This is a genomic window from Pseudarthrobacter niigatensis (genome assembly GCF_030812615.1).
Taxonomy (GTDB): Bacteria; Actinomycetota; Actinomycetes; order Actinomycetales; family Micrococcaceae; genus Arthrobacter; species Arthrobacter niigatensis.
The window spans coordinates 259,097-273,126 of sequence record NZ_JAUSTB010000002.1 but is presented as its reverse complement, the minus strand read 5'-3'; the positions used below and the strand labels follow the sequence as shown (position 1 = coordinate 273,126).

At 64.0% G+C, this 14,030-nt stretch carries 12 protein-coding genes and 1 other RNA gene; 2 read left to right on the top strand and 11 right to left on the bottom strand.

Going from position 1 to position 14,030, the window contains the following annotated elements; genetic code table 11:
• Positions 1–4 precede the first annotated feature (4 nt).
• Both J2T23_RS04320 and J2T23_RS04315 read right to left on the bottom strand, forming a co-directional pair.
• Positions 5–1,060: a zinc-dependent alcohol dehydrogenase family protein gene (locus J2T23_RS04320; protein WP_141181854.1), complete on the bottom strand. Its 1,056-nt coding sequence runs from the start codon at positions 1,058–1,060 to the stop codon at positions 5–7.
• Entirely contained in the window at positions 1,057–2,004 is a 948-nt protein-coding gene (locus J2T23_RS04315) for a hypothetical protein (RefSeq protein WP_307357535.1), read from the bottom strand. Before J2T23_RS04315 ends, J2T23_RS04320 begins: the two co-directional genes overlap by 4 nt.
• A 95-nt stretch (positions 2,005–2,099) precedes the next feature.
• On the opposite strand from J2T23_RS04315, the gene J2T23_RS04310 reads away from it, so the two are divergent.
• Together J2T23_RS04310 and J2T23_RS04305 are read left to right on the top strand one after the other, a co-directional pair.
• Entirely contained in the window at positions 2,100–2,570 is a 471-nt protein-coding gene (locus J2T23_RS04310) for a pyridoxamine 5'-phosphate oxidase family protein (RefSeq protein WP_307357533.1), read from the top strand.
• A gap of 44 nt (positions 2,571–2,614) precedes the next feature.
• Positions 2,615–3,625, top strand: a complete 1,011-nt coding sequence (locus J2T23_RS04305; protein ID WP_307357532.1) for a zinc-dependent alcohol dehydrogenase family protein — start codon at positions 2,615–2,617, stop codon at positions 3,623–3,625.
• 24 nt (positions 3,626–3,649) lie between these two features.
• Here the strand turns inward: J2T23_RS04305 and J2T23_RS04300 are convergent, their stop codons facing one another.
• The 9 genes from J2T23_RS04300 to prfB form a co-directional block, all read right to left on the bottom strand.
• Positions 3,650–4,675: an ATP-dependent 6-phosphofructokinase gene (locus J2T23_RS04300; protein ID WP_307357530.1), complete on the bottom strand. Its 1,026-nt coding sequence runs from the start codon at positions 4,673–4,675 to the stop codon at positions 3,650–3,652.
• Positions 4,672–7,860, bottom strand: coding sequence for an HAD-IA family hydrolase (locus tag J2T23_RS04295; protein ID WP_307357528.1), 3,189 nt, complete (start codon positions 7,858–7,860; stop codon positions 4,672–4,674). Before J2T23_RS04295 ends, J2T23_RS04300 begins: the two co-directional genes overlap by 4 nt.
• 57 nt (positions 7,861–7,917) lie before the next feature.
• Entirely contained in the window at positions 7,918–8,382 is a 465-nt protein-coding gene (locus tag J2T23_RS04290; protein ID WP_307357525.1) for a pyridoxamine 5'-phosphate oxidase family protein, read from the bottom strand.
• A 177-nt stretch (positions 8,383–8,559) separates the two neighbouring features.
• Positions 8,560–8,928, bottom strand: a transfer-messenger RNA (tmRNA) gene (ssrA, locus tag J2T23_RS04285).
• A 73-nt stretch (positions 8,929–9,001) separates the two neighbouring features.
• Entirely contained in the window at positions 9,002–9,475 is a 474-nt protein-coding gene (gene smpB, locus J2T23_RS04280; protein WP_307357523.1) for an SsrA-binding protein SmpB, read from the bottom strand.
• Between the two features lie 81 nt (positions 9,476–9,556).
• Entirely contained in the window at positions 9,557–10,987 is a 1,431-nt protein-coding gene (locus J2T23_RS04275; protein ID WP_307357521.1) for a M23 family metallopeptidase, read from the bottom strand.
• Between the two features lie 27 nt (positions 10,988–11,014).
• On the bottom strand, positions 11,015–11,929 hold the full coding sequence (gene ftsX / locus J2T23_RS04270) for a permease-like cell division protein FtsX (protein ID WP_141160004.1): 915 nt from the start codon (positions 11,927–11,929) through the stop codon (positions 11,015–11,017).
• A complete protein-coding gene (gene ftsE, locus J2T23_RS04265; RefSeq protein WP_141160003.1) occupies positions 11,926–12,714 on the bottom strand; it encodes a cell division ATP-binding protein FtsE in 789 nt (262 codons plus the stop codon). The genes ftsX and ftsE overlap by 4 nt, the downstream gene beginning before the upstream one ends.
• A 186-nt stretch (positions 12,715–12,900) precedes the next feature.
• Positions 12,901–14,016, bottom strand: coding sequence for a peptide chain release factor 2 (gene prfB, locus J2T23_RS04260; RefSeq protein WP_018760183.1), 1,116 nt, complete (start codon positions 14,014–14,016; stop codon positions 12,901–12,903).
• Between the last annotated feature and the right edge of the window lie 14 nt (positions 14,017–14,030).

The following is a 14,030-nucleotide window of genomic DNA, read 5'->3' as shown; positions in this document are numbered from 1 at the left end:
GGATTCACGCCGTGATGATCACTTTGAGGGCCTTGGTTTCGGCAGCCCGGGAAAAGGTGTCGTAGGCGTCAAGGAACTGATCGAAACCAAAATGGTGCGTGGCGAATTTCTCCGCCCTGATCTTTCCCTGGGCCACCAGCTTGAGCAGCATGGGCGTCGTGTTGGTATTCACCAGCCCCATGCTGATGCTGATGTTTTGGATCCACAGGTTTTCCAGGTGCAGCTCCACGGGTTTTCCATGCACCCCGACGTTCGCCACCGAACCACCGGGCCGTACGATGTCGGTGCACATGCCAAATGTTGCCGGCACGCCAACAGCTTCAATGGCCACATCGACTCCCTGTCCCCCTGTCAGGGCCAGGACCTGTTCCTTCCAGTCACGGCTGCCTGACAGGACCGTGTCCGTGGCGCCAAACTCCTTTGCCTTCTCCAGGCGGTTGGCGTCCAGGTCGATGGCCACCACCGTAGCGGCGCCGTACAGCCCTGCTGTGGTGATCGCCGCCAGTCCCACCGGCCCGGCACCGACCACGGCCACGGTGTCGCCGGGCTTTACCCGGCCGTACTGGACGCCGATTTCGAATCCCGTGGGGAGGATATCGGAGAGCATGACGGCCTGTTCGTCGCTGACGCCGGCAGGCAGCAGGTGCAGGGAATTTTCGGCATAGGGCACCCGGACGTACTCCGCCTGGGTACCGTCAATGAGGTGCCCGAAGATCCATCCCGTGCCTTCCTGGCCCTCGCCGCCCAGGCAGTGCGAGTAGAGTCCGGCCTTGCAGTTGGCACAGTGGCCGCAGGATTTGATGCACGAGATGATGACACGGTCGTTCACGTTCAGCCCAGTCACGGAAGGCCCGGTTTCCACGATGGTTCCCACCCCCTCGTGGCCCAGGATCCGGCCTTTTTCGACGGCGGGCACGTCACCTTTGAGGATGTGCAGGTCCGTACCGCAGATGGTGGTGGTATCGATTTTGACAATGACGTCGCCGGGTTGCTGGATCCGGGGGTCCGGAACATCCGTCCATGACTTGTTGCCGGGTCCGCCGTAGACGAGGGCTTTCATGCGTTTCTCTTTACTGTGGGGGACGGCTTTTCGAGGGTTTGCCGGCCGGAGCGCTCGGATTGCTGAGGGATGGGTTGGGAGCCGGCGGCAGCTGCTGCCAGTGGATTCACGGCCTTCAGTTTGGCCAGATGCAGGCTTCCAAGCACCAGGAAGAGCCCCGAGAGCCCAAGTGCGGGAAGGAAGGCGGCCAGGCTTGGTTCTGCACCGAAGAGGGGTTTGACCAGTTCACCCACCGCCAGGGAGAAGATGAGGGTGAAGCCGAGGACGTACAGGGCCGGGAGAAGCAGCAGACCCGTACGGTGGTTCCGGTACGTGAGGAAGGCAAGGATCAGGAATCCGGGCATGATGAAACAAAGGTCCAGGATGAAGATCGAGTAGAGGGAATCGATTTGTTCGCCGCTCCGCATGAGGGGCAGGAGCATGCCAATCCACAGGGGGTAGAAGATGAGCGGCTGAAGGATGGCGCCGGCTGCTGAAGCAATCCTGGGTGCACGAGAAAGGGAGACGGATGGCGCGTCGCGGGCCACGGTGGCCCCGGCGGTGACCAAGGCCCAGAATGACAGGGCGAAGACTGCCATGTAGAGCAGGTACAGGCCGTTGTAGGTCCGCTCAATGACATAGATCCCGTAGGCGTAGAAGAGGTAGCCAAGGAGTCCCAGGGCCACGATCTGGAATTTGGCCCTCTGGGGCTTTGCCGCATACGACAGGTACAGCAATCCGAGCCCGGCCGCCACTGACAGCAGGTCCTGGGAGTAGGCGCCGGGGACCAGGTCGGGGGCCACCACGCCGTTGTAGATTCCAGGGCGCCAGACCCCGGTTGCCGCAGCAGCCAGCGCCAGCAGTCCGGCGACGGCCCACAGCACGCGGTTGAGGAACAAGTGCGTCAGCATGGCCACCTCCCGCAGGAAGATCAGGGTTTCCCGGGTGTTCCCACAGCGTCCCATTGGGCCGCCCCGGGCCCAAGGGCCATTGGTCCTGCCCTTGACGCCGGGCCTTTGTGCCCTTTCCCGATGCCGAAGAGTTGCCTACGCTGTGCCCTATGACTGACAAATCAAACGTACCCGTGCCGGAAATCCTCGACCCTGAAGAGTGCTGGGACCTCCTGGGCCAAACCGGGGTGGGACGGCTCGCCGTCATCGCCGATGGCCACCCCGACGTGTTTCCCGTCAACTTCAAGGTTGATGGTGACACGCTGGTTTTCCGCACCGGGTCAGGAACCAAGCAGCAGGCCATCCAGTCGGATGCCACGGTGGCCCTGGAAGCAGACGCCGTCAGTTCGCAGTTCGGGCTTGCGTGGAGCGTCGTCGTTAAGGGCAAGGCTGCCGAGACAACACCCACTGGACCCGACCTGGATGACATCCGGCGCGCCTTGTTCCCCTGGCAGGGCGTGGGCCAGGAGTACTTCATCCGGATTACACCGGAGTCGGTGACGGGCAGGCGTTTCACGATGAACGCCCCGCTGCTGTGGCAGGCCTCGCTGGACGAGGCAACCCGCGCCGGTCTCGAGTAGGCGGCCCGGACCGGCAGGTGCGCAGGTTCCAGGCAGGAGATCCAGTGCGTGCATGGTGGGTAGGCGAGCCCGGTCCCATGTCCACCCGCCCGCTGGTCCAGGGGATCCGTGCAGTTCCCAGGCCTGCGGCCGACGAGATACTGGTGGACGTGACCGTCTGCGGTGTGTGCCGGACCGACCTCCATCTCGCCGAAGGTGACCTCTCCCCGCGGCGCCCCCACGTGGTGCCGGGGCATGAAGCTGTCGGAGTCGTGGTCGAAACCGGAGCGGATTGTTCCCGTTTCGCGGCAGGCGACAGGGTTGGCGTGGCTTGGCTGGGTGGCGTATGTGGCAGCTGTGCTTACTGCCGCCGCGGCGACGAGAATCTGTGCAGGTCACCGGTGTTCACGGGCTGGGACAGGGATGGGGGCTATGCCGAGCAACTGGTTGTCGCGGAGGATTTCGCCTACCCGGTGCCAGCTGGCTTCACTGACGAACAGGCCGCGCCGCTGCTGTGCTCGGGGATCATCGGATACCGGGCCCTGAAGCGTGCGGCCCTGCCCGTTGGCGGGCGCCTTGGCATCTACGGTTTTGGCAGCTCCGCGCACATCACCGCCCAGCTTGCCATCAAACAGGGTGCCTCCGTGTTTGTCATGACCCGGTCTGACAGTGCCCGGTCGCTCGCCAGGGAGTTGGGAGCCGACTATGCGGGGGACGCTTATGACGAGCCGCCGGTACCCCTCGATTCCGCGATTCTTTTCGCACCGGTGGGAGAACTTGTCCCGGCTGCGCTGCGCGCCCTGGACAGGGGTGGAACCCTCGCCATCGCCGGAATCCACCTGAGCGACATCCCGGCCCTCAATTACAGCAGGGAGCTCTTCTACGAACGTCAAGTGCGGAGCGTAACAGCCAATACCCGGGCTGACGGGCATGAGTTCCTGACTCTCGCAGCCAGGCTGTCCCTGGCCCTCACCACGACGACCTACCCGTTCGACGCAGCAGACAAGGCCCTCGACGACCTGGCCGCCGACAGGATAACCGGTTCAGCGGTCCTCCGGGTCCGGGCGGAACGGTAGGCTCTGCTCAACAGGTCCCCTGCCTCATCCAAACAGGACAGCGGCCTCCTCGTACCGTGCTTCAGGGACCACCTTCAGTTCTCCCAGCGCTTCCCCCAGGTCAACATTGACTATGTCCGTACCACGCAGCGACACCATGGTGCCCCATCTGCCGGCGGCTGCCGATTCGACAGCGGCCAGCCCCAGCCTGGTGGCAAGGACCCGGTCGAAGGCCGTAGGTTCGCCGCCACGCTGAATGTGGCCCAAAACGGTGGCGCGCGTTTCGATGCCGGTCCGTGTCTGCAGTTCCCCTTCGAGCAGCAGGCCGATCCCTCCCAGTCGCGGCCGCCCAAAAGTATCCAGGCCACGGGGTGCGTAGGGTGCTTGGTGACCCTCGGGAGCGAAGGCCTCGGCCACCACCACAAGGGGAGCCCGGCCTCGGTCCCGGGCTGACAGTACCCACGAACATATTTGGTCCAGGGACACCGGATGTTCAGGTATCAGGATGGCGTGCGCGCCCGACGCCATGCCGGAATGCAGTGCTATCCAGCCGGCATTCCTGCCCATGACCTCTGCGACCATGCACCGGTGGTGCGATTCGCCAGTAGTCCGGAGGCGGTCGATGGCTTCTGTGGCAGTCTGGACCGCGGAATCAAAGCCGAAGGTGTAGTCCGTGGCACCGAGGTCATTATCGATGGTCTTTGGGACACCCACCACATTGATGCCCTGCCCGCACAATTCCCGGGCAGCTGCCAGTGTCCCCTCTCCCCCAATGGCAATCAGGCCGTCCAGTTCGTGGCGCCGGACGCAGGAGCGGACCCCTTCGATCCCCTTCCCCACCAACGGATTGGTCCGGGACGTGCCCAGGATGGTTCCGCCCAGGCGGGAGATACCGCGGACACTCGTCCGGGGCAAAGGAAAAACGTCCTGCTCCAGGACACCCCGCCACCCGTCCCGGAACCCGATGAATTCGTAGCCATGCGCCACGTCTCCGCCCAGCACGGCTCCCCGGATGACCGCGTTGACGCCGGGGCAGTCACCGCCGCTGGTGAGGATGCCCAGCCGCTTCACGGCACCACCACCCCCGCAGCGCGGGCAGGGAGCGGGAAGTGCCGGGTCTGCCCGGCGGGAAGGAACTCGTCATTGCCATGGACCCGTACCTTGATGGGGCCGGCGTCACCTGGAGCGGAGGCGATACTCATATCCCCGCCCTTGAGATGAATGCGGAGGCGGTGCCCGCGGTAGAGGACCTCAAAAGCAACGGCCCGCAGCCCGGTGGGGAGGTTGGGGGCAAACAAGATGGTGTCGCCGCTGAACCGCAGCCCCGCAAAACTGCGCTGCACTACGTCGATGGTTCCAGCCATCGCGCCCAAATGGATGCCCGCGCGCGTGGTGCCATGCTGGGTATCGTCGAGGTCGGCGTCGAGCGCTTCCCGGAAGCTGTCCCACGCCCGGTCCGCGTCCAGGCCGGCCAGGACCGATGCGTGCGCAACCCGGCTCAGTGTGGAGCCGTGGGCCGTCCGGGCAAGGTAATACTCGACGGTCCGGTTGAGCTGTTCGTGCGTGAACCCGTAGCCCAAGCGCTGCAGCACGGTGACCAGCCCATCGTGTCCCAGGAGGTACGGGAGCATCAGGACATCCGCCTGCTTCGCCAGTTTGTAATGGTTGGTGGCGTCGTCTTCTGCCTCGAGGATCAGGTCCAGCCGCTCAATGTCGCCATAGGTGTCCCGGTAATGGTCCCAGTCAAGTTCCTGCAGATCCCCGTAACCAGCAAACTGGCTGATGACACCGTCGCTGTGAAAGGGCACGTACATCAAGGTCCCCAAACGCTCCCACCCGGCCGCTTCCGCATCCGTGACGCCAAGGCGGTCCATCAGCCCCGCGCGCTCGCTGCCGTGCAGGAATGAGAGGATGCCTGCTGCCTGGGAGCAAACCCAGGCGGCCATGACGTTCGTGTACGCGTTGTCATCCAGGCCCGGTTTGTCACGGTACGGGTAGCCAGTATGGTATTCATCCGGTCCCACCACGCCCCGCACGTGGTACCTGCCGCCTGTCTCGTCGTACTCCGCCAGGGAGCAGAAGAAGCGGGCAACTTCAACCACCAGCTCAGCACCCTTCTGCAGAAGCCAGATCTTGTTCCCGGTGGTCTGGAAGTACTGCCATGCGTTGAAGGCGACGGCCAGGCCGGAGTGCACCTGCAGATGCGAATAGTCCCGGACCCATCTGCCGGACCTGTCGTTGTACAGCCATTTCGGGGTTTCCTCGCTCCCGTCGCTGCCGCTTTGCCAAGGAAACTTTGCTCCCTCCTGCCCGGCCAACGATGCTGCATGCCGGGCCGCGGGCAGCCTGCGCCACCGGTAGTCGAGTACCGAGCGGGCAATATCCGGAGTTCGTGAAGTCAGCACCGGAAGGACAAACAGCTCATCCCAAAAGACGTGGCCGCGGTAGCCCTCGCCATGGAGTCCGCGTGCCGTCACGCCGGCATCCAGTTCCGCCGTGTGGTGGGTCAAGGTCTGCAGCAGGTGGAAGATATGCAGGTTAAGGACCATGCGCACGGGCAGCGGGGCGTCAATCTCCACCAGGAAAGGTCGGAGCTCACGCCGCCAGGCCTCCTCGTGGGCGGCGAGCAGCACATCGAAATCCCCGGGCGCGCGCTCAAGCACTGAACGGGCACCCGTTTCGGGCGAGGAGATGGCACGGTCGCGGGAGGTCACCACCGCCACTGACTTGGTGATCCGCGCCGTGGTACCGGTTTCAAGGGAAACCGGCAGGGTCTGGAAATGGAAGGCTCCGATCGCGCCCCCGGTAATGTGTGCGGCGGCCGGCGAGACCTGCGTCCGGTAGGCCACGGCGATGCGGATGAGGCTTTGGGTGGTTTCAACCTCAACGACGGAGGTACCGTCAGGGCGCACCTCCGGGTCCGGGCGCTGCGGGGCCGTCTTGTCGGCCAAGTGGACATCGGAGCCCTGGGCACGCTCGGGGAGGTTCGCGTTGCGGACTCCGGCGTCAATTCCGCTGCGGACCTCCACCATGCCGCTCCAGCCCAAGGCCGTGATCGCCGTCTGAAGGACCAGCAGGTGAGGCTCGGCCATGGATGCAAATCGTGTCTGCACCACCTCCAGGCGCCGCCCGTCGGCACCTTCCAGCAACAGCCTTCGCTCCAGCACCGCTTTTTTGAGGTCCAGGACCCTGCGCTCGCGGACGACGTACAGCCCGCCCGCAGACCACCATTCCTGCCCGGCCAGGCGCAGGTCAAGCGGAAGGCAGTTGGGCGCGTTGACCATGTGTTCTTCCAACAGCATCTCGTCGGCGGACTTCGCCCTGACCCGGTTGTAAATGCCGGCGAGGTACATGCCTGCGTAGCTGTACGGACCGCCCTCGGGGGCCGCTCCACGAACGCCCAGGTAGCCGTTGCCCAGGGTGGTCAGGGCCTCCCGGTGTCCTTCGTGCCCGGCGTCAAAACCTTCAAACACAAGGTGCCAGGCATTGCCGATCACCTGCCCCAGGTCCAGCTCGCCCACATCGTTGAGGACAGTGTCCGCCCCCGCGGCTTCAAGCTGGCGGCGGTTCCCGGCCCGGTCGATTCCCACCACCAGGCCAAAACCGCCGCGCCGCCCGGCCTCGACACCAGCGGCCGAATCCTCAATCACCACGGCATGTGACGGACTGACGCCAAGCCTTGCTGCGGCAGCCAGGAAGACGTCAGGGGCAGGCTTTCCCTGCAGCCCAAGCGCTGCCGCCGTCGTCCCGTCCATGACGACGGTGAAGAGATCCTGGACGCCCGCTGCTTCCAGGACCGATGCCGCGTTTCGGCTCGAGGTGACAACGGCCATGGGCACTGCAGCCTCGGTGAGCCGGCGCAGCAGCTGCAGGGTCCCGGGGTAGCTTTGGACCCCGTCCCGCCGGAGGTGTTCCAGGAACAGCTCGTTCTTCCACCGGCCCAGGCCGAATCCTGTCCAGGCACCGGCTTCATCTGTTTCGTGCCCCTTCTCAAGAAGCACTCCCCTGGCTGCCAGAAACCGCACCACTCCTTCTTCGCGCGGCATGCCGTCGATATAGGTGAGGTAGTCGGCCCTGCTGAGCGGGGCACGGTCGGTGCCCGGCGGAATCCTGGGGTCGTGCAGGATCCGGGCGAACGCGTCCTTCCACGCTGCCTGATGCACCAGTGCCGTGTTGGTGACCACCCCGTCCAGGTCGAAAATGACGGCGTCAAACGGTGGCTTGGCAGCGGCAGCGGCGGTGGGCGACGCAATCATAGGACATTGCTACCAGCAAGCAGGACTTCAGCAAAGGGCCGATGGGCCCTCCACCCGCTAATCCGTGTCCCTGGCCGCTGTCTCCCGTACGTGGTTCCACCACGTCAGCGGTGATGTGATGACGAAGCGCCGGCCTGTGACGGAGGTGGGGACGATGCGGACGAAGTGGTCCTTCTCTCCCGCCTGCCAGGGAAACAGCGTCAGGGCGGCTCCCGCCAGGAGTTCCTGGGTGGGCTCCAGGATGACGGCCTTGCCTTTGACCAGCACGCTCCAGGCTTTTGAGTCGTCGTGGCCGTCTGCTTCAAGCGCGACGGCGAGTGGTCCCCCGGCGGCCCGCAGCTTGGTTCCTTCCCCGGTGCGGAAGACAACTGAGTGCTGGTCCACTTTGTAATTTACGGGGAAAACTTCCGGGTATCCGTCCACCAGCACAGCCAGGTGGCCAACAGACACTCCATGCAGGAGGTCCCAGCACGTGGCGGCGTCCAGGACTTCAGTGGGCAGTTGCGCCGGGTCGTTGTGCATGCCTTGACGATAAGGGCGGGGCCGGCCGACCCGCTAGAGCCCTTAGGCCCTGCCGGCATTCCCGGTGCGGCGCCCCGGTATCCGGGCAGCCGGGCAAAGAAAAACACCCCGGTCAGGAGACCGGGGTGTTTTTCGATGACTCGGCCCATCCGCAAAGGATGTCCCGATTCATCTCGGGGGTGGAGATGGGGGGAATTGAACCCCCGTCCGATGTCGTGTTGTCAGGGCTTCTCCGGGCGCAGTTTGCGTCGGATTTTCTCGGCCCCAGCCATGCTGCAAACAGCTGGCTGATCCGGGCCCAGTCACCTAAAAGTCCCGTTTACTCCGATGACGGGAGTAAACAGCAGTGGCTATCTAAATGACGCCAGGATCCGGGGCGATAGCAACCTCGGGCTGACGGACTGTCTTACTGCTTAGGCAGCAAGAGCGAAGTCAGTGCGCTTAGAATTGGCACTTATTGGTTTGCAGACAGCGTTTACGAGATAAATCTGCATCCTCGGCCCGCTTCACCTGTCGCGACTAACATCGTCGAAACCGATCATCCCCGTATTTTGTTACCAAACCGGCTGGCACGCCTGCCGGACTACCCATACTAACGCATACCCGCCCGAAATAATTCCTAGCGGCGCCGGTTGCGCTCCCGCATCTCGCGCTGCGCCTCACGGTTGTCCTGCTGCTCGCGCAGGGTCTGCCGCTTGTCGTACTCACGCTTGCCCCGGGCAACCGCGATTTCCACCTTGGCCCGGCCGTCGACGAAGTAGAGCTGCAGCGGAACGACGGTGTACCCGGCCTCCTGGACTTTGCGGGCGATCTTGATGAGTTCCTCGCGGTGCAGCAGCAGCTTGCGCCGCCGCCTGGCGGCATGGTTGGTCCAGCTTCCCTGGTTGTATTCGGGGATATGGATCGCTTCCATCCACAGTTCGTCGTTATAAAAGGTGCAGAATCCGTCCACCATGGAGGCATGCCCCTCGCGCAGGGACTTCACTTCGGTGCCCATCAGCGCGATGCCGGCCTCGTACGTGTCCAGCACGTGGTAGTCATGCCGGGCCTTGCGGTTGGTGGCCACCACCTTACGGCCACTTTCTTTCGGCACGGGAAAACTCCTCAGGTTCAGGTTGGACGGTCCGGGCCAGTGGCGCCGGAGCTATACCAGTCTACGGCAGGCGGTTACTGCCTACAGCAGCCCCATGGGGTCGACGGCTCGGCCGTTGAGCCAAGTCTCGAAGTGGGCGTGGCAGCCCGTGGAGTTACCGGTACTGCCCGAGTATGCAATGAGTTGCCCCTGCGAGACCTTTTGGCCGTTCGAGACCACGATGCTGGAGTTGTGGTAGTAGATGGTGGTGAGGGTGTTGCCCTGCACCATGCCGTGATCGATCTTGACACGCCACCCACCGCCGTCGGCGGAGTTCCATCCTGAGCTGAAGACTTCCCCGGCTGCGGCCGCGTACACGGGCGTTCCGCAGGCTGCACCGAAGTCGATGCCGGTGTGCATGTACCCGCCCGTGCCGTAGAAGTCGATGGTTCCCGGCGGAGTGGTGCGGTAACCAAAGCCGGAGGTGATGGGGATGCTGCCGTCGAAGGGGTGGCGGAGGCCAAAGGCCGACGGCGAACCGGCGGCCGGCGGGGCGTAAGGCTGGGCGGGCGGGGCGGGGCGGTTCGCTGCCGCGGCTGCGGCGGCGGCAGCAGCAGCGGCCGCTGCAGCCTGACGGCGCTGCTCCGCTTCCCATGCCTCGCGGGCCTTGCGGTCTCGTTCGGCAATTTCGTTGGCCACTTGGTTTTGGTTGGCCTGGACGCCCGCCAGTTGCGCCTGGATTCCGGGCTTGGCAGCCTGGAGTTCGGCGTCGAGGCGGGTGGTGTCGGCAATCAGCTGGTCCACCTGGGCCTTTTTGGCGGCCGCCTCGTCGCGTGCCGCCTTCTCGCGTTCAAGCGCGGCGTCGGCTTTGGCCTTGAGGTCCTTGATTTCCGCTTCCACGGCCTGGAGCCGGGCTTCCGAGTTCACGTTGGTGGCGTTCTGCTGGCTCAGCTTGTCCATGGCGGCGTTCTGGCTCCGCATGGCCTGGTCCGCCAAGTCCATGGTGTCGGTGAGGCTGCCCCCGCCGTTGGAACCGAAAAAGAGCGACAGGTTGGAGGGGACTCCGCCGGACTTGTAGGCCTGGGTCGCAATCTGGCCGATCAGCTTCTTGGTATCGGCAATTTTTTGCTTGTCGGTTTCCAGCTGCTGGGTGATCTTGGCTTTGTTTTGCTGGGCCATGTCGACACGTGCAGCCAGTGCTTCCGATTCTTTGACTGCGCTGGCAACGCGGCCCTGCGCGTCAAGCAGTGCTTGCTGTGCCCCCGGTAGCTGGCCCTGGTAGATCACAAGGTCGCCGGCGGCCTTTGCGATTCGGGAATCGACAAATTCAAGCGACGCCTGGACGCGGGCAGCTTCGGCCTCGAGCGCGGCTTTCCGGTCTTCGAGGTCGTCTGCGAAAGCCACGGGGGTGGCTACGGCCATGCCTGCGGACAGGATGACGGTGAGCAGGCCGCTCACAAGTCCCCAACGGCGGGCAGCGGACCGTCCCCGGCTTCGCTGGGCGCGGGGCGCGGTTTGAGCAGTAACGTTCATTGGCATTCCTTGGTCGGTGTGCACAGCCTAAACGCGCAAATATCTGCGAAGGGTCAAGAGGGACGAAATTCCTGCCAAGGATCCGCCAAGGACCAGCAGCGCCGGCGCGAGGATGAGGGTCTGGCCTGCCGAAATGAAGGCCGTATCAGGGTATTGGCGGGACATGTAGTCACCCAGGAAGAACTGCGCTACGGCCCACAGGGTGCCCGAGGCCAGGGCTGCGCCGATGACGGCCGCGATGACGCCTTCGAGGATGAATGGCAGCTGGATGACGGTTTTGGACGCCCCCACGAGCCTCATGATGCCGGTCTCCCGGCGCCGGCTGAAGGCGGAGAGCCTGATCGTCGTGGCGATGAGCAGGATCGCGCAGACGATCATGACTCCTGCGATGCCCACTGCCACCAGGGATGCCCCATTCATCACCGAGAAAAGACGTTCCAGCAGCTGCCGCTGGTCGATGACCGTCTCCACGCCGGGCTGGGAGGAGAACGTCTCGCTGATGATTTGGTACTTCTCCGGATCCTTCATGTTGATCCGGAAGGAAGCCGGCAGCTGGTCCGGGGTCACGGAATCCACGATGGGCGAATTGGAGAACTGGTCCTTGAAGTGCTTGTAGGCCTCATCCTTGGACTCGAACTGGAAGTCGTTGATGTACTGCGCCACAGCCGGGGATTCCAGGAGTGCGTTCAGGCCCTGCTGCTGTTCAGGGGTCACGGGTCCGGACGCGCACCCGGGCGCGGTCGACCCGTCGCTGCAGAGGAAGATGGCCACCTGGACCTTGTCGTACCAGTAGCCCTTCATCTGGTTGATCTGCATTTGCAGCATGCCCGCCGCGCCCACGAACGTCAGGGACACGAAGGTCACTAGGATGACCGATACCACCATGGACAGGTTACGGCGCAGGCCGCTGCCAATCTCGGAGAGAATGAATGCGAGCCTCACCGCTGGGCCTCGCCTTCAGCGCCGTTGCCCGGCAGGCCGGCGTCGGGAGCCTCCCTGCCGCTGGCGTCCTTCAGGCGCCGGGACTGTCCGACGACGGGAATCATCGAGGTGTACAGGGCCTTGGCTTCGTCGCGGATCACCACGCCGTTCTTGAGTTCGACCACGCGCTTGCGCATCTCGTTGACGATGTCGTCGTCGTGGGTGGCCATCACCACGGTGGTTCCGTTCTGGTTGATCTTGTCCAGTACGCCCATGATTCCCATGGACGTGGTGGGATCGAGGTTTCCCGTCGGCTCGTCTGCGAGGAGGATCCCGGGGCGGTTGACCACGGCACGCGCGATGGCAACGCGCTGCTGCTCACCGCCGGACAGCTCGTGCGGCATGCGGTGTTCCTTGCCTTCGAGCCCTACTGTCTTAAGTACCTCCGGGACGGTGTCGCGGATCACGCTGCGGCTCTTGCCGATGACCTGCATGGCGAACGCGACATTGGCGAACACGTTCTTCTGGGGAAGGAGGCGGAAGTCCTGGAAGACGACGCCGATTCCGCGGCGGAGGCGCGGAACCCGCCAACTGGAAATTTTGGCGACGTTTTGGCCGGCGACGTACACGGCACCGGAGGTGGCGCGGTCTTCCTTCAACACCAGCCGGAGGAAGGTGGACTTTCCGGAGCCCGAGGCGCCGACGAGGAAGGCGAATTCGCCACGGTCGATCTCAAGGTCGATGGAATCCAGTGCCGGTCGGGCTTTCTGGTCGTAAACCTTGGTGACATTTTCGAATCGGATCATGGCCCTAAGTACCCTGCAGGGCATGGCTCATCGGTCTGATGCAGCCCAGTTCTGCAGCCGGTGCACGGGTTTTTCGTTTGGGGAAAGTAGGGCCCCGGCCCCTCGACTATACGCAGGATCGGTGCCTGCCGGGCGGGCTTTCGGGGGCGTGTCGCCGCATCGTCCCGCAGCCCGCCGGAGGGCATCCTACTTTTCGGCGTTACGGTTATCCGTCCGCCACCGGATTCCGGCGTCGATAAAGTCGTCGATTTCACCGTCGAACACTGCCGATGTGTTGCCCACTTCATGTTCTGTGCGCAGGTCCTTGACCATCTGGTAAGGGTTCAGCACGTAAGAGCGCATCTGGTCACCCCAGGACGCCTTGACGTCTCCGGCCAACGCCTTCTTCTCCGCGTCCTCCTGCTCCTTCTTCAGGAGCAGGAGCCTGGACTGCAGCACGCGCATGGCAGCGGCACGGTTCTGAAGCTGGGACTTCTCATTCTGCATCGAAACCACCGTTCCGGTGGGGATGTGCGTGAGGCGGACCGCCGAGTCAGTGGTGTTGACCGACTGGCCACCCGGACCGGATGAGCGGAAGACGTCAACCCTGATCTCGTTGTCCGGGATGTCGATGGAATCGGTCTGTTCAATCAGCGGGATGACTTCAACAGCCGCGAACGAGGTCTGGCGGCGGCCCTGGTTGTCGAACGGGCTGATCCGGACCAGGCGATGGGTCCCTGCTTCAACACTGAGGGTGCCGTAAGCGTAGGGCGCCTTGACCTCAAACGTGGCCGATTTCAGCCCGGCTTCCTCGGCGTATGAGGTGTCCATGACGGTGGTGGGGTAACCGTGCCGCTCGGCCCACCGGAGGTACATGCGCATCAGCATTTCGGCGAAATCTGCCGCGTCGACACCGCCCGCTCCCGCACGGATGGACACCACGGCTTCGCGCTCGTCATATTCTCCGGACAACAACGTGACCACTTCCAGGTCCTTGAGGGCCTTCTTAATGGATTCGAGTTCGGCGGCGGCCTCCCCCATCGAGGCGGCGTCGTCCTCGTCCTGGCCCAGTTCCACCAGGACTTCGAGATCGTCGATACGCGAGGCCAGGTTGGTGAGGCGTTCCAGCTCGGACTGTCGGTGGGAGAGACGGGAGGTGATCTTCTGCGCCGCTGCGGGGTCGTCCCACAGGTCCGGCTCCCCTGCCCGCTCGCTGAGTTCGGCGATGTCTTCACGGAGTGCATCCACGTCGGAGACGCGTTCGATGGACTCGTAGGTGGCGCGGAGGGCGCGGATTTCAGCAGAAAAATCAATATTGGCCATGGTGGTTTAACCCT